The organism is Halobacterium litoreum (genome assembly GCF_021233415.1).
In the GTDB taxonomy this organism is placed as follows: Archaea; Halobacteriota; Halobacteria; order Halobacteriales; family Halobacteriaceae; genus Halobacterium; species Halobacterium litoreum.
Genome location: NZ_CP089466.1, coordinates 332495 through 353467, shown reverse-complemented (window position 1 = coordinate 353467; position 20973 = coordinate 332495). Strand labels below are relative to the sequence as shown.

Annotated in this window: 22 protein-coding genes and 1 tRNA gene; 16 read left to right on the top strand and 7 right to left on the bottom strand. The window is 67.7% G+C overall.

Annotation, left to right across the window (positions count from 1 at the left end; all coding sequences use genetic code 11):
* Nucleotides 1–216: 216 nt before the first annotated feature.
* Nucleotides 217–453: a hypothetical protein gene (locus tag LT972_RS01950; RefSeq protein WP_232571514.1), complete on the bottom strand. Its 237-nt coding sequence runs from the start codon at nt 451–453 to the stop codon at nt 217–219.
* A gap of 110 nt (nt 454–563) precedes the next feature.
* Here LT972_RS01950 and LT972_RS01945 point away from each other — a divergent pair, with 110 nt between their 5' ends.
* The 4 genes from LT972_RS01945 to LT972_RS01930 all read left to right on the top strand — a co-directional run bounded on the left by LT972_RS01945 (nt 564) and on the right by LT972_RS01930 (nt 5410).
* Complete coding sequence (locus LT972_RS01945) at nt 564–1814, top strand: DNA double-strand break repair nuclease NurA (RefSeq protein WP_232571513.1); 1251 nt, start codon at nt 564–566, stop codon at nt 1812–1814.
* A gap of 46 nt (nt 1815–1860) precedes the next feature.
* Entirely contained in the window at nt 1861–2610 is a 750-nt protein-coding gene (locus tag LT972_RS01940; protein WP_232571512.1) for an ABC transporter ATP-binding protein, read from the top strand.
* The gene (locus tag LT972_RS01935; RefSeq protein WP_232571511.1) at nt 2611–4221 is read left to right on the top strand and encodes a hypothetical protein; all 1611 of its coding nucleotides are present in this window, start codon (nt 2611–2613) and stop codon (nt 4219–4221) included. It abuts the gene before it with no gap.
* 124 nt (nt 4222–4345) lie between these two features.
* The gene (locus LT972_RS01930; protein ID WP_390226282.1) at nt 4346–5410 is read left to right on the top strand and encodes a complex I subunit 1/NuoH family protein; all 1065 of its coding nucleotides are present in this window, start codon (nt 4346–4348) and stop codon (nt 5408–5410) included.
* 31 nt (nt 5411–5441) lie between these two features.
* Here LT972_RS01930 and LT972_RS01925 read toward each other — a convergent pair whose 3' ends face one another.
* Nucleotides 5442–5780, bottom strand: a complete 339-nt coding sequence (locus tag LT972_RS01925) for a DUF7113 family protein (RefSeq protein WP_232571509.1) — start codon at nt 5778–5780, stop codon at nt 5442–5444.
* A 54-nt stretch (nt 5781–5834) separates the two neighbouring features.
* Complete coding sequence (locus LT972_RS01920; RefSeq protein ID WP_232571508.1) at nt 5835–6590, bottom strand: inositol monophosphatase family protein; 756 nt, start codon at nt 6588–6590, stop codon at nt 5835–5837.
* A gap of 83 nt (nt 6591–6673) precedes the next feature.
* Between LT972_RS01920 and LT972_RS01915 the strand changes: the two genes are divergently transcribed.
* On the top strand, nt 6674–8461 hold the full coding sequence (locus LT972_RS01915) for an ATP-binding protein (protein ID WP_232571507.1): 1788 nt from the start codon (nt 6674–6676) through the stop codon (nt 8459–8461).
* 62 nt (nt 8462–8523) lie between these two features.
* Entirely contained in the window at nt 8524–8949 is a 426-nt protein-coding gene (locus LT972_RS01910) for a universal stress protein (RefSeq protein ID WP_232571506.1), read from the top strand.
* A gap of 419 nt (nt 8950–9368) precedes the next feature.
* On the opposite strand, the gene LT972_RS01905 is transcribed toward LT972_RS01910, so the two are convergent.
* A complete protein-coding gene (locus LT972_RS01905) occupies nt 9369–10583 on the bottom strand; it encodes a KaiC domain-containing protein (protein ID WP_232571505.1) in 1215 nt (404 codons plus the stop codon).
* A gap of 121 nt (nt 10584–10704) precedes the next feature.
* Between LT972_RS01905 and LT972_RS01900 the strand changes: the two genes are divergently transcribed.
* The 3 genes from LT972_RS01900 to LT972_RS01890 all read left to right on the top strand — a co-directional run bounded on the left by LT972_RS01900 (nt 10705) and on the right by LT972_RS01890 (nt 13382).
* The gene (locus tag LT972_RS01900) at nt 10705–11529 is read left to right on the top strand and encodes an NAD(+)/NADH kinase (RefSeq protein WP_232571504.1); all 825 of its coding nucleotides are present in this window, start codon (nt 10705–10707) and stop codon (nt 11527–11529) included.
* Nucleotides 11530–11603: 74 nt separating this feature from the next.
* Nucleotides 11604–12539: a GTP cyclohydrolase MptA gene (mptA, locus tag LT972_RS01895; RefSeq protein WP_232571503.1), complete on the top strand. Its 936-nt coding sequence runs from the start codon at nt 11604–11606 to the stop codon at nt 12537–12539.
* A 123-nt stretch (nt 12540–12662) separates the two neighbouring features.
* Complete coding sequence (locus LT972_RS01890; RefSeq protein ID WP_232571502.1) at nt 12663–13382, top strand: type I restriction-modification system subunit M N-terminal domain-containing protein; 720 nt, start codon at nt 12663–12665, stop codon at nt 13380–13382.
* Between the two features lie 88 nt (nt 13383–13470).
* Here the strand turns inward: LT972_RS01890 and LT972_RS01885 are convergent, their stop codons facing one another.
* Both LT972_RS01885 and LT972_RS01880 read right to left on the bottom strand, forming a co-directional pair.
* Nucleotides 13471–14271 carry a TrmB family transcriptional regulator gene (locus LT972_RS01885; RefSeq protein WP_232571501.1) on the bottom strand — a complete coding sequence of 267 codons (801 nt, stop codon included), beginning with the start codon at nt 14269–14271 and terminating at the stop codon, nt 13471–13473.
* A 65-nt stretch (nt 14272–14336) separates the two neighbouring features.
* The gene (locus LT972_RS01880) at nt 14337–15929 is read right to left on the bottom strand and encodes a DUF255 domain-containing protein (protein ID WP_232571500.1); all 1593 of its coding nucleotides are present in this window, start codon (nt 15927–15929) and stop codon (nt 14337–14339) included.
* 187 nt (nt 15930–16116) lie between these two features.
* On the opposite strand from LT972_RS01880, the gene LT972_RS01875 reads away from it, so the two are divergent.
* The 5 genes from LT972_RS01875 (at nt 16117) to LT972_RS01855 (ending at nt 18003) form a co-directional block, all read left to right on the top strand.
* Nucleotides 16117–16683, top strand: a complete 567-nt coding sequence (locus LT972_RS01875) for an FxsA family protein (RefSeq protein WP_232571499.1) — start codon at nt 16117–16119, stop codon at nt 16681–16683.
* A gap of 69 nt (nt 16684–16752) precedes the next feature.
* Nucleotides 16753–16826: transfer RNA gene (locus LT972_RS01870), tRNA-Ile, on the top strand.
* A gap of 111 nt (nt 16827–16937) precedes the next feature.
* Nucleotides 16938–17252: a hypothetical protein gene (locus LT972_RS01865; protein WP_232571498.1), complete on the top strand. Its 315-nt coding sequence runs from the start codon at nt 16938–16940 to the stop codon at nt 17250–17252.
* Nucleotides 17253–17502: 250 nt separating this feature from the next.
* Entirely contained in the window at nt 17503–17706 is a 204-nt protein-coding gene (locus LT972_RS01860) for a hypothetical protein (protein ID WP_232571497.1), read from the top strand.
* Between the two features lie 30 nt (nt 17707–17736).
* Complete coding sequence (locus tag LT972_RS01855) at nt 17737–18003, top strand: hypothetical protein (RefSeq protein ID WP_232571496.1); 267 nt, start codon at nt 17737–17739, stop codon at nt 18001–18003.
* A gap of 102 nt (nt 18004–18105) precedes the next feature.
* Here the strand turns inward: LT972_RS01855 and ahbB are convergent, their stop codons facing one another.
* Entirely contained in the window at nt 18106–19137 is a 1032-nt protein-coding gene (gene ahbB / locus LT972_RS01850) for a siroheme decarboxylase subunit beta (protein WP_232571495.1), read from the bottom strand.
* 89 nt (nt 19138–19226) lie between these two features.
* Here ahbB and LT972_RS01845 point away from each other — a divergent pair, with 89 nt between their 5' ends.
* Nucleotides 19227–20285, top strand: a complete 1059-nt coding sequence (locus LT972_RS01845) for an anthranilate phosphoribosyltransferase (protein ID WP_232571494.1) — start codon at nt 19227–19229, stop codon at nt 20283–20285.
* A gap of 95 nt (nt 20286–20380) precedes the next feature.
* Nucleotides 20381–20923 (top strand): peptidylprolyl isomerase, encoded by a 543-nt coding sequence (locus LT972_RS01840; protein WP_232571493.1) that lies wholly within the window; start codon nt 20381–20383, stop codon nt 20921–20923.
* Nucleotides 20924–20973 lie beyond the last annotated feature (50 nt).

The following is a 20973-nucleotide window of genomic DNA, read 5'->3' as shown; positions in this document are numbered from 1 at the left end:
CCGCGCCGGTTGGGCAGCCGGTAGGCTGTGGGGAGGGCTCCGAAAGGGGCGAGGTTGTGGGCGAAGGCGCGTGACGCAAGCACCGCAGGAGCGAACGAAGTGAGCGACGAGGAGCACAGCGAGCGCACCGAGTCCACAACCTCGGGGCTTTCGAGGAGAGCGAAGCGACGCTAGCAGTCGAACAGGAACGGCCGTCGAAGACCAACCGAGAAGAGATTAGTCGTCGTTCTCGAATTCGGCGCCGCAGTCGTCACACACCATGTGGCCGGAGGGCATGGTGCGTTGGGCGGCGACGATGCCGCATTCGGGGCAGACGCTGTAGGGGCGTTCGTCGGCGGGGGCGCCGGGTTCGACGGCGATGCGAATCCACGCGTCGGGGTTGGCTTCGTCGTAGAGTTCGACGCCGTCGTCGGTGCGCCGCCAGTTCACCGTGTTCCCGCTGTACTCTTGCATCCGGTCGTGGGTTCGACGCCGAGTAAATTAAGATTGTTGACAAAAGTTTGCTCGGCGGCGAGTAAACGCCGGTCGGGGAGTATATGGGGCTCGCCGAACCAGACGCCGACATGACCCTCGACCCCGTCCACTTCGACGGTATCGCGGACCTCGCGCGCCGCATCAAACACGAGGTGGACGCGGAGGAACACCGCGACCTCGCCGAGGAGACGTGGGCGAACTACCTCGACCCCCTCTACGGCGACGACGAACCGGTGCTCGAACCGCTCGCCGACCTGCGCCGGTCGGCCGCCCCCATCGAGGAACTCGCGCTCCAACCCAATCCCTTCGACACCGCCCACGGCCTCGACTCCGGCACCATCAACCCCCGGACGTTCAAGAACGGTCTCGTCCTCGACCTCGCGCAGGCCGCGATGAGCGCCACGCCCAGCGACCTCGACACCCACCGCTCGCGCACCGTCATCACGAGCGTCCACTCCAACGACGCCGCCGTCCGCACCGACACTGACGGCTGGAACCGGTGGGACGAGGGGTACAGCAGGGGGCGCATCGTCCACACCGCGCCGCTCGCGCGCGACCAGGAGCGCGTCGTCCACGGCCTCGCGCTCTACCTCGCGGAGAGCCACCACGCGCTCGAACACGCCGACCGCGTCGACGACCTCCTCTTGCTCGACGGCCCCGTCTACCCGAAGCAGTTGGTGAACTGGGCGGACCGCCACGCCAGCCTCGCGGACCTCGTGACGGAGAACGAACTCGTCGCCGAGGTGCTGGAGAACTACGTCCGACTCGTCGAGCGCTTCGCCGAGAAGGACGTGCCGCTCGCGGGATTCGTGAAGAGTCCCGCGAGTCAGGCGCTCGTGCGCGCGCTCCGCGACCGCGGACGGCCGACTCCGTGGGCGAGCGACGCCGCGTTCTTCGGGCAAGTGCTGGAGCGCCGCGAGTTCGAGGGGGAAGACTACCGCCGGCAGACGGACGAACTCACGTGGACCGGGTGGTTCACGTCCACGCTCGGCGCCGACGGCGTGTTCGCCGAGGCGGACGAACTCGGCGTCGACCGCGAACTCGACGCCGAGTGCTACGAGGTCGCGTTCTTCGTCGTCTACGACCCCCGGACCGACCTCGTCCACAAGGTCGAACTCCCGCGTGCGTTCGCCGACAGCGAGGACTGCCGGACGGCCGTCGAGCGCTACGTCACGAGTCAGGTCGCCGCCGAGGCCGGCCCGCCCGAACCCGTCGGGAAAGCCGACGAACTCGCGCGCATCGGCGCCAGCGAGAAGAACGAACTCGTACGCAAACTCGAGGAGTCCTTCGACAGCGAGCGCGACAAGAACTACGACGACGAGCGCTGGCAGGACGCCTGAGAACGCCCATCCACTTTTAAGCGGCCCGGCGACCGACTGTCGGACAATGACCGACCGGGCCATCGAGGCGCAGAATCTGACGAAGCGGTACGGGAGTACCACGGCCGTCGAGCGCCTCAACCTCGCCATCCCCGAGGGGAGCGTCTACGGCTTCCTCGGCCCGAACGGCGCCGGGAAGACCACCACGATGCGGATGCTCACGACGCTCGTTGAACCCACCGACGGCACCGCCACCGTCGCCGGCGCGGACGTCACCGACCGCGAGGCCGTCGTCGGGAACATCGGCTTCCTGCCCGAGGAACCGCCGCTGCACGCCGAACTCACGGGCCGCGAGCAACTCCGGTACATCGCGGGCCTGCGTGACCTCCCGGAGGCCGACGCCGAAGCGCGCATAGAGGACTTGCTCGACCGGTTCTCGCTGTCCGGCGACGCCGACAAGCGCATCTCGGCGTACTCCAAGGGGATGAAACAGAAGGTCGGCATCATCCAGGCGATGCTCCACGACCCCGCCGTGCTCTTCCTCGACGAGCCCACGTCGGGGCTGGACCCGCGGGCCGCCCGCACCGTCCGCGACACCATCGCGGACCTCGCCGCCGGCGACGCGACGGTTTTCCTCTCCACGCACATCCTCCCGGTGGTCGACGAACTCGCGGACACCGTCGGCGTCCTCTACGACGGCAGTCTCGTCACCGAGGGCTCCCCCGACCACCTCAAATCGCGCGCCGAATCCGGCGAGGAACGCACCCTCGAAGACGTGTTCCTCGAAGTCACCGGCGGCATCAGCGAGGAAGCGTAGATGCCCGGCTTCCCGGACCCCCGCCACGCGTACGCCATCGCCCACAACGAGATTCGCATCGGCTGGCGGAAACTCGCCGACAAGGACGCCCTCCAGAAGAGCGCCGTCGGCGTCGCCGCCCTACTCGGGCTCGCGTTCACCGCCGCCGCCGCGTTCGGTGCGTACTTCGGCGGGCAGGCGCTCGTCCAGAACCCCGAGAGCGCCGCCGAACTCGTCGCGCTCGTCCCCGCCGGCATCGGGACGTTCACGCTGTTCATGTCCGCCTACCTCACCGCCATCCAACTCGGCGACATCGACGTGCGCGACGGCTACCTCACCACCGTCCCCGCTCGCGACGTGGTGGGCGGCCTGCTCGTCGCCGGGTTCCTGCGCGTCGCCGGCTTCTTCGCCGCGCCCCTGCTCGTCGCCACCGTCGCGTTCGCCGCCGGCGCCGGGTCGCCGCTCGCGTTCCCGCTCGCCGCCGTCGCCGTCCTCGCGCTCACCGTCACCGCGTTCCTCGTCGGCTTCCCGCTGGGCGCCGCGGCCGCCTACCTCCTCGGGCAGTCCGAGTTCGTCGCCCGGTACAAGGCCGTCCTCGGCGCGCTCGCGTTCGTCGCGTACTTCGCGCTCATCCTCACGAACACGCTCGGCGAACTGTTCGGGCCGGTCGTCGAAGCGTTCCGCGCGTCCCCCGTCGCGTGGTACAGCGACCTCGCGGCGCTCACCGTCCTCGGCGACGCGAGCCCGCTCAAGGCCGCCGCCGTCCTCGTCGGCTCCGTCGCCGTCTCCGCGCTCGGCGTCGCCGCGAGCGTCCGCGTCTCCGAGCGCCGCTGGTACGACGACGGCGTTCACGCCGAAACCGCGGAAGCCGACTCCGCGACGAGCGGCCGGCTCGACGCCCTGCTCGGCCGGCGAACGGCGTGGGTCGCGCGCAAGAGTTGGCTGCGCGCCCGGCGCGCCCCCATCAAACTCGTCTACGTCTCCTACCCTCTGTTCGTGTTGTTCACGCCGATTCAGTCGAGCGTCCAAGCCGGCCACGTCACCACGCTGCTCCCGCCCACCGTCGCGCTGTACGGCGCGTGGATGACAGGCGCGCTGTTCACGCTCAATCCGCTCGGCGACGAGGGCGCCGTCCTCCCCGTCTCCGTCACGACCGGCGTCTCCGGACGCGAGTTCGTCGGCGGCCTCGTCGCCGCGAGCACGCTGGTCGGCGGCGCCGTCACGCTCGTCGTCACCGCCGCGCTCGCCATCCTCAGTCCGCTGTCGCCGGTCGCCGTCGCGTGTACCGTCGCCGCAGCAATCGTCCTCCCGCCGCTCGCCGCCGCCGTCGCCGCCGGCGTCGGCACCAGTTTCCCGAAGTACGAGGCGACCACCATCACGCGCAGTCGCGAAGCCGTCGTCCCCTCGATGTGGGCGTTCGGCGTCTACACGCTCGCCTTCCTCGTGACCGCGGGCGTCGCCACCGGCTTCCAGACGCCCGTCGTCGCGGAAGCGCTCGCCGACGCGCTCGGCACCGGCGAGGCCGCCGTCCACGTCGGCAGTCTCCTCGTCGGCGTCGTCCTCGCCGGCGTCGCGGCCGCCGTCGCCGCCCGGCGCGCCGTCCGCGAGTTCGACACGTACACCGACGGCTGACGCGGAGCGCGCCGGTTCTCCGCCCGCCCCCTCACCCACCCCTACTTGAATGGCCTAGTGGCGACGGCAGTAGACCGAACTCCGGGAGGCGACTACGACGACACGAGATGGTACGTAGCAACCGGTGGTCGCCGTGACGGCCACCCGCCTCCCCGACGCCATCGCCGGCGTCCTGCCGTTCGGTCCGCTCGCCGACCCCCTCGGCGCGTTCATCGCGGCGTTCCTCGTCGCGAACTTCGTGCTCGCCACCACCGCCGTCGCCGGTCCGTGGGCGAAACGCAAGATTGCCGCCGACTTCTGGGGGAAGGTCGGCCCGAACCGCCACGGCCCCTACGGCGTCCTCATCATCGCCATCGACGCGCTGCGCCTGCTCTCCAAGGAGAACATCGTCCCCGAGGACGCCGACCGCCCCGCCTTCGACCTCGCGCCGCTCGTCATGGCGTCGACCGCGCTCCTCGGGTTCGCCGTCGTTCCGATGGGCACCATCTTCGGCGTGAACGTCCAACTCGCGGACCCCGAGGTCGGCCTGGCGTTCGTGTTCGCCGCGTCCTCCATGGCGAGTCTCGGCATCGTCATGGCGGGCTACGCCTCCAACAACAAGTTCAGCCTGCTCGGCGGCCTCCGAGCGGTCGCACTCACGATTGCCTACGAGATTCCGCTCGTCGTCACCGGCGCGAGCGTCGTCATGCTCGCCGGCACCCTCCAACTCGGTGGCATCGTCGACGCCCAAGCCCAACCCCTCTTCTCGATTGCGGGCGTCACGGTTCCGTCGTGGTACGCGTTCGTCAACCCCTTCGCGTTCGTGCTGTTCCTCGTCGCGAGCCTCGCGGAAGTCGGGCGCAACCCCTTCGACCTCGCGGAAGCCCCACAGGAGATCGTGGCCGGCATCATGACCGAGTACTCGTCGGTCTACTTCACGCTCATCTACCTCAGCGAGTTCGTCCACATCTTCCTCGGCGGCGCCGTCGTCACCACGCTGTTCCTCGGCGGGCCCGCCGGCCCCGTCCTCCCCGGGTTCGTCTGGTTCGTCCTGAAAATCTGGGGCGTGTTCCTGTTCACGCAGTGGATGCGCACCACCATGCCCCGCGTCCGCGTCGACCAACTCATCGAAATCGGGTGGAAGGGGATGCTCGTTCTGTCGTTCGTCAACTTCCTGCTCGTCGCAGTGGTCCTCGGTATCACCGCCTGAGAAGTCGACTCGCTGCCCGGTCCCCCTGACGCTACTCGGCCTCGTGCTCCTGTACGACCTCGATTTCCACGTCGTCCTCGTCGACGCCGATGCGCGCGAACTGCGTGCGGACGTGCTCGCGGGCCGCCTCCAGTGCCGTCTCCCGCGTCTCGAACCCGCGGGGCATCGGCGACTCGAACGCGACGTGGACCTCCTCGCCGTCCACCTCCTGGACGCTCCCGCCGCTGTCCACCGCGTAGAACTCGTCGCAGACCCAGACGTAGGGCGCCGCCTCGTCGGGCGCGCCCCTGAACGACGGGGCGTCCTCGCCGCGCTCGTAGAGCGTCCCCGTCAGCGTCGTCCCGCCTGCAGAACCGCGCACCAGCAACATGCGTAGATGTAGCGGCGTCACCGGATATAAGGTCGCGGAACGTCACACCCGAAACTACGATATCGACGTCACGAGGTCGTCGCGAACCGACTCGCTGGTCGCCGCGACGTACGTGCCGTCGGCGGGTCGCGCGACCGCGGCGCCCGCCTCCTCGGCGAGCAGTTCGCCGACGTGCTGTTCCTCGTCGTCCGGGTGGAAACACACCATACCGTCGAGTTTGCCGCGGGCGAGCGCGCCCCAGTGGACGCACGGGGACCAACTCTCGACGACGCGCTTCGTCGCGTCGCCGAGCGCCGCCTGCATCTCGTTCGCTTCGGCCATCCGACCGTCGAGTTTCACGTCGTGCCCGATGACGAACCCGACCGTCGCCTTCTCCGTAGGCACGTCGCTGGCCGCCGACACGGCCTCGCCGTCGTGGCGCGTCCCCTCGCCGCGGTGGGCGACGTAGAGGTCGTCGCTCACCGGGACGTACACCGACCCGACTACGGGGCCGTCGTCGTCCAGCACGGCGGCCGCCGTCGCGAACGACGGCAGGCCGGAGACGAAGTTGTTCGTGCCGTCCAGCGGGTCGACAATCCACCGGAGGTCGCCGTCGGTCGACACGTCGCCTGACTCCTCGGCGTACACCGCGTGGTCCGGGTGCGAGTCCCGAATCACCGAGAGCATCCGTTCCTCGCTCGCGCGGTCGGCCGCCGCCTTCACGTCGTGTCGCGTGAAGTCCGCGTCAGTCTCGCCGCCGAAGCGCTCGCGGAGGTGGCGGCCGCCGGCCACGCACGCCCGCACCGCCGTGTTCTCGACTGTGGAGAGCATTCGACGGACGGCGGCCGACCAACACCTAAGCCGTTTCGGTTCAGGGGGAAAGCGGTTAGTTCGTGGCCCGCAACCCGGCGAACATGAGCGACCTCGGGGACTTCGCAGACCACGGCCGAGACGACGCACCCGACGACCCACCGGGCGACGAGGACGACTTCGAGCGCGCCGACCTGGACGACGTCGGGAGCGACGACGGCCTCGGCACACTCACCGTCTCGGAAGGCCTCCGCATCCACGAGGACGGGCGCGAGACGTCGCTGAAGGCGTACGTCACCGCCTCGAACCGGTCGATGGTGCGCCTCGGCACGTACCTCGTCGCGCCCTACCCGGGCGGCGAGAAGCTGTTCTGTCGCATCACGGGACTGGAGTACGCGCAGGCGTTCCAGAGCGACGACGCCACCGAGATTCACGCGCGGCGCGCGATGCGCTCGGACGGCATCGACGAGCAGGACTACGAGTTCCTCGCCGAACTCGACCCCGTTGCGGTCCTCTACGACGATGGAGGCGACCTCAAACGCCGGATGCCCGACCGCGTGCCGAAACCGGAGACGGTCGTGCGCGCCGCGGACGACGCCACCGAAATCAAGACCGGGCTGAAGATTCCCGAGGACGGCGTCTTCCTCGGGCACCTCTCGGTCGGCGGCGAGAAAGTGCGAACGGCCGCCGAACCGCCGACCATCGACTACCGCGTGAAAGACGACTACGAGGCCGGCGACCCCCTCGTCTTCCGACACACGCTCGTCGCGGGCGGCACCGGCTCGGGGAAGACCCACTCCGCGAAGAACGTCCTCCGGCAGTACCTCCACGAGGACCGCCGGTACCCCGTGGACTCGGGCGGCGCGGAGCGCCGGATGGCGGTCGTGCAGTTCGACCCGCAGGACGAGTACGCGCAGATGCACGACGACAACCCTGCGGCCTCGCCGAGCGACGAGCGCGCGTGGGAGACCCAGGGCCTCGCGCACGGCGGCCACGACGACACCGTCGCGTTCGTCCCGAAAGTCGGGTCGGCGTCCTACGCCGCGGACCACCACGGCGCCGAACAGGTGGAGTTCACGATTCCGTTCTCGATGGTGCGCGCGAACCCGTGGCTCGTCGCGTCCAGCGGCCTGAACGACAACCAGTACGGCGCGCTCCACCTGCTCTTGGACCGCTTTTTCGACCAGTACGGCCAGTCGGGGACGTACCGCGAGTTCTGCACGTTCCTCGACGACCCGGCGCTCAAGGAGGAACTGGACGAGAGCGGGCGCGTCCACGAGGCCACCTACGAGGCGGTGATGCGGCGCGTCCACGGGATGCCGTCGGGGCTGTTCGACCAGGACGCCCGCCCCATCACGGACCTCGTGGAAGACCGCCAGTTCGTCCGACCGGGTCGCCTGTCGGTGGTGCCGACGTACCACATCAGCAACTCGCGGGCCGCCGAGACGGTGGTGCTCGCGGTCTCCAGTCTGCTCGTCGACCAGAAACTCTCGAACGACCCGCGCTACGAGACCATCAAGGAGACGCCGCTGCTCGTCGGGATGGACGAGGCGCACAACTTCCTCGCGGACGCCGACAGCGTACAGGCGAACAAGGTCGTCGGGAAGTTCACCGAGGCCGCCAAACAGGGCCGGAAAGAGCGCCTCGGCCTGTTCCTCATCACGCAGGACCCACAGGACATCGCCGACCCCGTGTTCAAGCAGGTGAACACGACGGTCGTCCTGAACCTCGGCGACGAGGACGCCATCAACGCGGTGAACATCCCGAACGAACTCCAGTCGAAGGTGCCGTACTTCGAGAAGGGACAGATGGCGGTCTACTCGCCGGACAACTCCGAGCCCGTCGAGATTCAGGGGCTGCCGACGTGCCTGACGCGACACGGCCGGGACTGACGACCAACCACGCGACGGGAACCGCCACATCGTTTTTTGTCGGGGGCGACGAATCGGTTCGTATGTCGAAGATTCTCGTTCCCATCGACGGCTCGAAGCAGGCAGACGACGCGCTCGAATACGCGCTCGAAGAGTTCGTCGACGCGGACATCACCGTCATCAACGTCATCGACCCCATCGAAGCCGGCTACACCGCCCAAGCGACCGTGCCGGGCTACTCCGAGGAGTGGTACGAGCAAGCCAAGAAGGGCGCCGACGAACTGTTCGAGGAAGCACAGGAAGTCGCCGACGAGTACGACCACCCCCTCGACACCGCCACGGAAGTCGGGCGCCCCAGCCGAACCATCGTCGACTACGCCGAAGAACACGGCATCGACCACATCGTGATGGGGAGCCACGGCCGCTCCGGCGTCTCCCGTATCCTCCTCGGCAGCGTCGCCGAGAACGTCGTCCGACGCTCCCCGATGCCAGTAACGATTGTCCGCTAAGCACGCACTTTTTGCGCTGCGGGGGTCGCCTGCGGCGACCCCCTCGGCAAAAACTTGCGGAAAAAGCCAGCGTCGCTCCCTGCGGTCACTCCTCGGCCGCTACTCGCTCCCCACGGTCGCTCGTAGCGTGAACCGCGTCACTCGGGTTCTTCGAACCGCTCGCTCGCGGATGCCTGTCAGTCGTTGTCCAGCCGGCACCAGCTAGCGTTCGCGCGCCGAGCGGCTCGAACGTGCCCGAGGCGCGGGATTCACCGAGCGCGAGCACCGCGAGCGCTCGGGCCGACGGAACCCCCGTAGGGGTTCTCGTGAGCGAAGCGAACGAGAGCACGTCAGAGCTTCGCTCTGACGGGGGTGACAGAGGCTTTTGGTGGAGGTTTTGCCGAGGGGCGCCGCAGGCGCCCCGCAGCGCAAAAGGTCCGTCAGAAGATATTCGCTTGCCGGTAGACGCTGATTCCCTGGTGGGTGATTTCGTAGGGTTTGGTTTCGCGGGAGTGGTTGGCGTCGCGTATCTTCTGGATTTCGACGGCGAGTCGGGTCTCCCGGAAGTCCTCGGGGCAGATGTACCGGAGGACGACGACGGCGTCGGTGAGGTACTCGATGATGCCGAAGCGAGAGGCGAACGCGGAGTCCTCGCTCGCTTCGCTGGTGAGCATGGTGGTGACGCCGGCGTCCTTCAGCGATTTGGTGAAGTCGTAGATTTCGGTGCGGCGCTTGGACTGGTCGTCGTACATCATCTCCAGGAGGGAGACGGAGTCGAGGACGAGCCTACTGGCGCCGAACTCCTCGACGAGCCGGGGGAGTTCGTTCCGGATGCTGGTGAGGGAGTTCGCCATCTCGATGGGGTCGATGTCGATGACGGCGAGGTTGCCTTCTTCGGCGTGGCGCTCGAACTCCCAGCCTTTGTCGGTGGCGCTCTGGACGACGCGCTCGCGTGACTCTTCGAGCGTGATGAAGACGGCGCGTTCGCCGTTCTCGATGGCTTCGTGGAGGAACTGGAGGCCGAACGTGGTCTTCCCGGTCCCGGCTTCGCCGATGGCGACCATCAGGGAGCGCTCGGGGAGGCCGCCCTGAATCATCTCGTCGAGGCCGTCGATGCCGACGTCGATGCGGGGGATGTCGGAGTCGTACTCCTCCTCTTCCTCGAAGCCGCCGGGCGCGCCGCCGCCGGTGTCGCCGTCGAGGTCGAAGCCGAAGTTCTCGCCGCCGCCTCCGCCACCGCCGGGTGCGGGCGCGCCACCGCTGCCGCCGGCGAACGCGTCGGCGAAGTCGTCCTCGAACAGGTCGCCGTCGTCGCCGTCGTTTGGCGCGGGGTCGCCGCCGCCGAAGGCGTCCGCGAAGGCGTCGGCGTCGTTCTCGTCGTCGCCGGTCGCCGGTTCGGGCGGGGCGTCGTCGCCGGTCGCCGGTTCGGGTGGCGAATCGCTTTCGGCGTCGAAGCTTGGCGACGAATCGCTTTCGGCGTCGCCGCTCCGCGAGTCGTCTGTCGGTTCGCCCGTCGATTCGTCGCTCGACGGGTCGTCCGCGTCGCTCTCGGCGTCGTCCGACTCGTCGGGCGGGGAGCCGTCTGTCGGTTCGTCGTCGGGCGTCTCGTCCTCGAACGCCTGCTCGAACCAGTCCTCGTCGTCTTCGTCAGCCACAGCGAGACCCCCGGACTGCGGCGCGGCGCGCCGTCCTCTCCATACCACGGGCGTCGTGACACAGCGAAAAGTAGTTTCCGCCGCCCGCGGGTTTTTCAAGGGCGCCCGCCCGAGTGAGAGTATGCGCGTCGGAATTGTGGCACAGCGGGGGAACTCGCGGGCGGCACGCGTCGCCGCGGACGTCCGGGAGATGCTCGTGGCGGCGGACGTGACGGTGTGGTTAGACACGGCGACGGCGACGGCGCTGGGTACGGACGGCCGGGACACGACCGAGTTCGACGCCTGCGACCTCGTGGTGAGCATCGGCGGCGACGGAACGTTCCTGTTCGCGGCGCGGGGTGCGGGGTCGACGCCCGTGCTCGGCGTGAACCTCGGGGAGGTCGGGTTCCTGAACGCGGTGGCTCCGGACGACGCCGTCGAAGCCACCCGCCGGGAGGTCGAGCGCTTCGAGGCGACCGGCGAGGTGCGCTACCGGGAGGCGCCCCGCGTGACCGCGTCGGGCGAGGACTGGTCGCTGACGCCGGCGTTGAACGAGGTCGCGGTGCAGGGCGAACAGCGCGGACACGGGCAGGGCGTGGACGTGGAGGTGCGCGTCGACGGGTCGCTGTACGAGACGACACACGCGGACGGCGTGCTGGTGGCGACGCCGACGGGGAGCACGGCGTACAACCTCAGCGAGGGCGGCCCGCTCGTGAAACAGGGCGTGAACGCGCTCGTCGTCACCGGGATGTGCGCGTCCGAACCGATGCCGCCGCTGGTCGTCGGGGCGGAAAGCGAGGTGTCGGTGCGGGTCCGCGGCGCCGAGACGGCCGTCGTGACCAGCGACGGTGCGAACTCGCGTCGCGTCGACCCGCCGTCGGTGGTGACCGTGGAGACGGCCGACGAACCGGCGAGGGTCGCGGGGCCGGACGCGGACTTCTTCCAGGCGCTGAACAAACTGGAGTGACGGCGCGTCCGAGACGCCGCGGCGTAGTGCCGGAAGGGAAAGCGTTAGTGAGGTTCCAGCCGAACTGTCGGGCAATGAGCAAGCAGCTTCCGGACGTGCAGGCGTCCGAGCCGGACGTCGCGGTCGGCTTGAGTCAAGTCGGCGTGACCGGCGTCGAGAAACTCGTGAAGATAGCCCGCGAGGACAAGCGCCCCATCGTGTTGATGGCGGAGTTCGAGGTGTACGTCGACCTCCCGCAGGGCCGGAAGGGCATCGACATGAGCCGGAACATGGAGGTCATCGACGAGACGCTGGAAGACGCCGTCTCCGAACCCGTCTACCGCGTCGAGGAGATGTGCGGAGAGACCGCCGAGCGCCTGCTGGAGAAACACGACTACACGACGACGGCGACAGTGCAGATGGAGGCGGAGTTGATGATTCAGGACGAGACGCCGGCGAGCGAACGCGCGACGCAGGGCACGGTGGACATCCTCGCGTCGGCGACGGCGCGCGAGGACGAACCGACGCGCGAGGAGGTCGGCGCGCGCGTCGTCGGGATGACGGTGTGTCCGTGCAGCCAGCAGATGATGAGCGCGTCCGCCCGCGAGAAACTCCGCGAGTTGGGCGTCGGCGAGGACGAGGTCGCGGAGTTCCTCCGTGAGGTTCCGCAGGCGGGTCACAGCCAGCGCGGGCACGCGACGCTCACCGTCGAGGCCGCGGGCGACCCTGACGTCGACCTGCTGGACGTCATCGACGTGGCACGGGACTCGATGAGCGCGCGCATCTACAACCTCGCGAAGCGCCCGGACGAGGACCACATGACGTACGCCGCACACGCCAACGCGAAGTTCGTGGAGGACTGCGTGCGGTCGATGGCACGGGGCGTCGTCGAGGAGTTCGCCCACCTGCCCGAGGACGCGGTGGTGACGATGAAACAGTCAAACGACGAGTCGATTCACCAGCACAACGCGCACGCCGAGCGCGTCGCGGAGTTCGGGACGCTGAAGGGCGAAGTGAACGGGAACAAGTAATTAATTTTCTTCCTCTGGTTTAGTGAGCCTTCAGTACTAGCGAAACTGGCAGATCCACTATTTGCATCTGCCAGTTGCCGTTTCACCCCTAAATTTATTCATTCTCGTTGGAAGTGTAGTAATATGCCTCCAAGTATTGATCCATATGTTGACCCGTCTGAGTTGCAGTCTCCCAAAAACCAGTACATCGCTTGGTTAGACATAATGGGGACTGCAAATGCAATGAGGCGATCTGTGAAGACTGGAGCAGTCAAAGTTCTAAAAATGCACAACGCAGTCCTTGATGTCCAGAATGACTACGATGTCGACATTTTCCCGATGATGGATGGGATGTACATCGTTTCAGATGAGAAGTTTGAGCTTATCGGCTTTCTACAGGATATATTCAGAGGATACGCGGAATATTTAGTTGGAGAATCTGAACAAGACCATTTCGAGGTTTATTACACCTCCATTATTAGAGCCGCAGTTGCGTTTGGACCGCTCTACCATGGTGGAGACACAACAGAATCGGTCTCCGAAACAATCGCTGGATCAGAGGGATACAAGAATAGCATCTTGGTAGGGGTTCCAATGGCTGACGCGTACGAGGCTGAAACCGAAGCCCCACCATTTGGCATTCGTATTCACAGATCTGCGCGGACACTCGCACCTGAAGGCGAGGAGCCAATTCCACAGTATTGGTGGAACTGGTGGGAGGGGACCGACTTGCCCGAGAATCTGCTTGATTTACTCAATAATTACTTTGAACATTTTGAAGAATCTCGCCATAGCGAGTATGATGAACAAAAGCTTGAAAGACATAAAGAGACGGCCAAAGTTTATTTGAAAGAAGAATACTAGTTGTTACTTCGTTATCTTGGGCTAAGCCCATCAATGAGCGATAATGCTCATGGTAAATTCAATATATCTTTGAGGAATTGAACTGGAACTAATTGAGGGCGGTGGCGTCGCTCCAGGAGTCAGCGAACGCCTCGGAGACGTCGGCGGCGAACTCGGGGTCCTGGAGGTCGATGGTGGCAAACGCCTCGTCCGGCTGGACGGGGTTCGACACTTCGAGACAGACCTCGGCGCCGTCGATGATGGTGACGTTGCCGTCGATGCCGTCGCCGTACCGCACTTCGTAGTCGGGGTTGTCGGCGAGGACCGAGGCGTAGCGCTCGTTGACTTCCGGCGGGAGCGAGCGCGCGAGGTCCGCGGAGAGGAGGACGGAGACGGAGACGCCGCGGTCGACGGCTGCTTCGAGTCGTTCGAAGACGCGCCCGCTCACGTCGTCGAGGTCGAAACTGGAGGAGGGGGTGCCGGTGACGAGGACGACGCGGTCGTCGGCCGCGTCGAGGCGTTCGAGCAGGAGGTCGATGGAGTCCTCGGGGCCGAGCGCGGCCGTCCAGAAGCCGTCCTCGGGCGCGGTGGGGTCCCGGAGGTCGCGCGTGAGTTCGTCGACGACGTCCTCGTACTGGCTGGCTTTCTCCTCGAGTTCGCGTTTCCGGTCGTCGAGCAGGCGGTCGAGGGCGGTGTCGGGTTCGACCGCGACGTACTTCTTCGGGCGACTCGCGGCCTGACTGCGCACGAGATGCTGTGATTCGATGCTGCCGAGCACGTCGTAGATGCGCCCCATCGGCACCCCGCTCTCGTCTGACAACTCTTTTGCAGTTGCCGGCCCGGTACTGAGGAGCGCGCGGTACGCGTTCGCCTCGTACTCCGAGAGCCCCAAATCCCTCAAGTCTGCCATGTCGTGCGTCGTTCGTCTCGGGGACAGAAAAACGCTCCGACGGTTTATCGTTCGGCGACCGGCACCTACCGCGAGTCCGCGACGAGGTCGGCGAGTGCCGCCGGCTCCGAGACCGTGTCGGTCGCGCCGTCGGGCGTCTCCACCCACGCCGTGCCCGCGTCGCCGTCGGCGTTCGGGACGACGACCTTCTCGTGGTCGGCCATCCGGAGCGCGGCGCGGTGGAGGTCGCTCCCCGCTTCGTCGGCGACCGCAATCACGAGCGGGTCGCCAGCGACGCGCGCCGCCGCCGTGCCGTAGGCCGCGACCTGCACGCCCATCCGGTCGGCCGCGCCCGCGAACGCGCCGACCGCGTTCCGCGCCGAATCGAGGTAGCGCGCCTCGCCGGTGAGATGGTGGAGGTCCACGAGCGCGTCCGCCAGCACCGCCGCGTCGTCGATGGGACGCAGGGGTTGGTCGAGCAGGCCGGCGCCCGACTCGGGGCCGTCGCGGAACGCGCCCGTCGCGTCCTGCAGGTCGTCGATGGCGGCGTCGGCGACCGTGCGGGCGGTGTCGAGGTAGTCGCCGCCCAGCACCTGCGCGGCCGTCGCGAACGCCCGCACGACCTGCGCGCGGTCCGCGAGCAAGCCCACGGGGGCGTCCTCGCCGGCGAAGTGCCGGACCTCGCCGTCGTCAACGAGAACGTCTGCGAGGTAGTCGAGCGTGCGCTCGGCGTACCGGCGCGCGCGCTCGTCGTCCGTGTACGCCGCGAGCGTCAGGAGCGCGTCCGCCGCGAGCGCGTTCACGTCCGCGTACGCCGTCTCGTCCACGCCGGGGTCGGCGGCGTCGCCCTCGCCCGGGCGCTCGCTCGCCGCGAACGCCTCGCCCGTCCACAGCGTCCCCGTCGCGTAGTCCACGACGTCCTCGGCGGCCGTCCGGTAGTCGTCCTCGCCCGAGTGCAGGTAGGCGTTCGCCAGCGCGCGCAGGACGCTCGCGTTCTCCGAGAGCACCGTCTCGCGCTGTGGGTCCGACCAGTTCCGCTCGTGGGCGAACCGGTAGACGCCGCCGTCCTCGGCCGCGAGGTTCCGGCGAATCGCGTCCAGCGTCCGGAGCGCCTGCTCGCGCTCGCGCTTCAACGCGAACTCCACGGTCGCCGGCAGCGGGAACTTCTCGCTCGTCCCCCAGCCGCCGTGCTCGGCGTCGAACTGGTCGCTGAGTTGCCCCGCGAGGAGTCGCTCGACTTCGCCGGAGACGGGCGCCGCGGGCGGCTCGCCGCCCTGCAGCGAGCGCGGCACGCGGCCCGCTTCCGCGCCCTTCTCGTTCCACGTCTCGCGGACGCGCTGGAGCACCTGCCGGAACCCCTCGGGTTCGAGGAACGTCGCGCCCGCGATGTGCTCGCCCTCGGGCGTCACGAACACCGTCGACGGGAACCCGCCCATGTTGTACCGCTCCCGGACTCGCGGCCGCTCGTCGGCGTCCACGCGCACCGGCACGAAGTCGTCGTTCACGTTCGCCGCGATGCGCGGCTCCGCGAACGTCCGCTCGTCCATCTGCCGGCACCAGTCGCTCCACGACGCCACCAGCGACACCAACACCGGCACGTCGCGCTCCGCGGCCTCCGCGAACGCCGCGTCGCCCCACTCCCGCCACTCCACGCGCGTCCCGTCCGCAGACTCGCTCATACCCGAATTCGGCGACGCGCCCGGGAAACCGTTTCGACACGAGCGAATCCCGCGGCAGGGTGAGGCGCCGAGCGGGAGCGAAGCCGCCGAGGGCTTTCGAGCGTCCACGAACGCACCGACGATACACAATCCACGAATCGGGGAAACGAACAGAAAGGCTATCAATCGCGCTCCGCTACCCCGGCACATGCCCCGACTCCGGTGGCTGTTCCTCGCGCTGTTGGTCGTCCCGCTGGCGGACGCCATCTTCCTCGTGTTCGTCGCGGGGGAGATCGGCTGGGAGCTGACGGTGGCGCTCGTGGTGCTCACCGCGCTCCTCGGGACGCTGTTCGTGCGCGCCGAGGGACGCGCCACCCTCAAGCGAATCCAGCGGTCGCTCGCGAAGGGCGAACCGCCGACGGACGAACTCGTAGACGGCGGTCTGCTCATCGCGGCGGGCGCGTTCCTGCTGACGCCCGGCCTCCTCACGGACGCGCTCGGGTTCCTGCTCGTGTTCCCGCTGACGCGCGTCCCGTTCCGGTACGCCGTCAAGAACTGGGTGGTGAAGCCGAAACTCGACGCGCAGACCGGTGGGTTCGCGTCCGGGAACGTCTACACGTTCGGCTTCCCCGGCGACAGCGACGACAGCCCGTTCGGGAACGCAAACATGGGCGGGAACGCCGGGCCGAACGCCGGCCAGCGCAGCGAGGACACGGTAGACCTCGACGAGGACGCCTACGACGTGGAGTTCGAGGACGACGACCGCGACCAGTAACGCAAGCAAGCGCCGCGGTGTCGAAAGGAAACCCTTAATTGTACCACCGGCAAACGTGTGGATGCGTTCGGGTCAGTAGCTCAACTAGGTAGAGCGCCACTCTGATAAGGTGGAAGTTTGCGGTTCAAATCCGCACTGACCCACTCCGTTTTCGCACGTTCCCGTCGCCGTCCGTTGACTGTTACTCGGGAGCGGTGGCTGTGTGCGGCGGTGCGGGGAGAACGGTTTTCTGCAGCGAGCGCGAGACTCCGCGTATGACTGGCGACGGGGGCGAGGGTGACGTGACGGCGATGGTGGACGAGATGCACGAGCGAGCGTCGTCGCTCGACGGCGACGCGGCGTTCGAGGAGGTGTTCACGCCGGGATTCATGCAGCGGTACACGGAAGTCGAGAGTTTCGAGGCGTTCCTCGCGGAGAGCGAGTGGGACGTGTCCTCGAAGGCGGATTTCGCGGACGTGTCCGAGAGCGAGTTCGACGAGTACGTCGCTGAGCGGACGCGGTTCGGGGACTGGGAGGAGATGATGGGGCGGGCGAGCGAGGAGTGGATGGCGCGCCAGATGGGGTTGTAGCGTTCGCACGCGCTGCGACTGCGCGACGGTTTGAGTACCGGTCCCCGTGTACGCCGAGCCGGGTTCCCGACACCCGGAACCCATGCTCCCCGCAGTCGCCGGGTTCGCCGGCTTCGGCCCCCACCCTGCCACGGCGAACCCCGGCAGTTCTCCACAGACGTACCGCCGACAGCAGGGCGTCTGTCTGGCCCGTGGTTCTGGACGCCGCGGAACCGAGTGATTCACCCCGGACGAGTGCGTAGCCGGGGGTATGGACTCGCGCGTGAAACTGGGGTTGGTGTTGGCGGCGGGCGTGGTGTTGCCGGGCGTCGCGAACCACTTGTTGTACCAGTCGGGTCGCCCGACGGCGGGCGCCGTCGTGTGGGCGACGGGGTACGCGGCGATGGTGCTGGTGGTGTGGTACAACTGGCTTCGACCGTTGGACCTCGGGCCGAGCGGTGGAACGGAACCTTAAAGGGGATTTCGCGGCGAAATTCGACTAACAATGGCGTTCACACCGCTGCCCCTCATCGACGACTTCCTCGTGAACTACCACGTTGGGCACGCGCTCCTGGTGTTGTTCGCGCTGTCCATCGTCGGCGTCATTCCCATCGGCTCGCGGAAGGTCGTCTCCATCAACGCCGTGACGTTCGGGTTGGTGTTCGTCGTGACGCCCGCCTCGATGTTGGGCGAAGACCCGTTCACGTACCGCTTCCTCGGCATCGCGCTGCTCGTCGTCGCGCCGCTGCTGTACATGACGGCGCGCGAGTAGTTCGGGGTCGCCGCTCGAACGCCGCTTTTCCGAGTCGTCGCACCGACCAGCGACGGGAGCGTCGTCTCTGCGAGTCGCGCCGTCCCTGCGAGTCGCGCCGTCCTACTCGCCGACCAGGTCGTCGTAGCGCGCGCCGGTCTGCTTCAGTGTTTCCTCGCTGTAGAGGCGCTCGTGGTCGAACGGGAGGTGGTCGGCCGCGAGTTCGTCGATTTTGGCGTCGACGGCGTCGCTCTCGCGGCCGTGAATCATCGTGAAGAGGTTGTACTCCCAGTCCTGTTCGGGGCGCCGCGGTCGGTGGTAGCAGAGCGTGACGTACGGGAGTTGCCCGACTTCGACGCCGCGCTCGTCGAGTTCGTCGTCGGGGACGTCCCAGACGACCATGCAGTTGGCGTCGAAGCCGGTGACGACGTGGTTGACGATGCAGCCGACGCGCTTGATGCAGCCGTCGTCGCGGAGGCGTTCGACGGCGTCGAGCACGTCCGCGACGTCCGCGCCGATTTCGTCGGCCACGTCCCGGTAGGGGGTGGCGGACAGCGGGAACCCGTCCTGTATCGCGAGCAGGAGGTCGGCGTCGAGTTCGGAGAGGTCGCCGGTCGCCGACTCGCTGATGTTCGTCGCCGACACCTCGGTGCTGTCGAGGCTCTCGCGGGCGAACCGGTCGGAGTTCACCACCGGGAATTCGAGGTCGATGTAGTAGTCCGTGAGCATCGGGAGGTTCAGCACCGCACAGCCCGTGCGTTCCTCGATGTCGGCGAGAATCTCGTCGCGCTTCTCGCGGCTCGCGGCGGTGACGACGAACCACTGATTCCACTCGTGGGCGCGCCGGTAGTTGTGGTTGACCTGCCGGTAGGAGTTGATTACGTCGGCCACCTCTTCGAAGCGGTCCTCGGGCGCCTTGACGGCGGCGAGCGTCGAGGAGCCGATGACGGGCGGATTCAGGACGGCGCCGAACCGCCTGAAGACGCCCTCGTCGCGGAGCCGCTGGACGCGTTCGAGGGCGTCCACGGGCGTCGTTCCGAGTTCGTCCGCAACCGCCTCGAACGGGCGCTCGCGGACGGGAAAGCCGCTCTGGTACTCGTCCACGAGGCGTGCGTCGATGTCGTCGATGCGTTCGCGCCAGTCACCCGCGACCATCACGCGACGGTAGGGCGTCGGCCGGTTACTGTCTACCGGTTCGCGCGCGAGTGGGTGGATTTACCGTGGTGTAATCCCAAGCCGATAGCATGAGCGACTCGTACGGCGAGTGGCCGCTGAAGCGCCTGAACACGGAAGTCGTCGCCTCGGGCCCGAAGTCCGCGGCGGACATGTCCCGCGAGCAGGCGCGAGAGGCGTTCCAGCGCATCCTCGACCTGAACCCGGACCCGACCACGCTCGGCGCATTCTGGCTGGCGAACCGCTGGAAGCGAAACGACGGCGAGGAACTCGGCGCGTTCGTCGACGTGATGCTCGAAGAGAGCGTCGTCAGTGCGGAACCGAGCGTCGACCCCGTTGACTGCGGCGCGAACTACGACGGGAAAGAACGCAGCGCGCTGCTCGGCGTCGCCTCCGGCGTCGTCGCGGCAGCGGCGGGCACGCCCGTCGTCGTCCACTCCGGAGACTACGTGCCGTCCCAGAAGGAGACGGCGTACAAGCACGTCCTCGACGAACTCGACGTCCGAACCGAACTCGACCCCGAGGAGAGCGCCGAGATGGTCGACGAGACCGGCTTCGGCTTCTACTACCAGCCGAACTTCAACCCCGTCGTGGACGCTTTGTGGGACCGCCGGGACAACATGGGCGTGCGGACGTTCGTGAACACCGTCGAGACGCTCGCGAACCCCGCGAACGCGGACGTCCACCTCGGCTCGTTCTACCACCTCGCGTTCGCGAAGAAAATCGTCGAGACCGTCCGCGAGAGCGAGCAGTCGACGTTCGACCGCGTGCTGATGTTCCAGGGGATGGAGGGGTACGACGACGTGCGCCCCGGTTCGACGGCGGTCGCAGAGTGGAACGACGGCAGCGACCTCGAGGACTTCACCGTCGAGACCGCGGACTACGGCATGGACTTCGAGAGCGAGGACCTCCACGTCGACGACGTGGCCGCCGACTCCGCGGATATCACCATCGACGTGCTTTCGGGCGAGCGCCGCGACGCGTTCCGCGACGCCGTCCTCCTGAACGCCGCGCTCCGCATGTACGCCCGCGAGGACGTCCCGTCCATCGAGGACGGCATCGAGGCCGCCCGCGAAGTTATCTCGGACGGCAGCGCCGAGGACGTGCTCGCCGACCTGCGGTCGTTCTGAGCGCAGACCGACCGCGGCAACTGCGTCACGGCCGCCGGACGCGGACGCCGCGAGTAGGTAGGGTTATCCGGCGTGCGTCCCTCCCTCCGGTAGAGATGACTGTCGAGGCGACACTCCACACCAGCGAAGGCGACATCGACATCGAACTGTACGACGAGAAGGCGCCGCGAACGGTCGAGAACTTCCTGAACCTCGCGGAACACGACCCCGCCGCGGACGCCGACCCCGCACCGGACACCGTCACGTGGGAGGACCCCGAGTCCGGCGAGATTCGCGGCGACTCGCTGTACAGCGGCGTGCTCTTCCACCGCGTCATCGAGGGCTTCATGATTCAGGGCGGCGACCCGACCGGCACCGGTCGCGGCGGCCCCGGCTACCAGTTCGACGACGAGTTCCACGACGACCTCGGCCACGACGGCCCGGGCGTCCTCTCGATGGCGAACTCCGGCCCGAACACGAACGGCAGCCAGTTCTTCATCACGCTGGACGCCCAGCCCCACCTCGACGGCCGCCACGCGGTCTTCGGGAAGGTCACTGACGGCATGGACGTCGTCGAAGCCATCGGGAACGTCGACACCGACGCCAACGACCGTCCGACCGAGGACGTCGAAATCGAGCGCGTCGAAATCCACGACTGACGAACGCCGCACCCGCGGCGCTCGCGGCGACCGAAAGCCGAAAGACCACT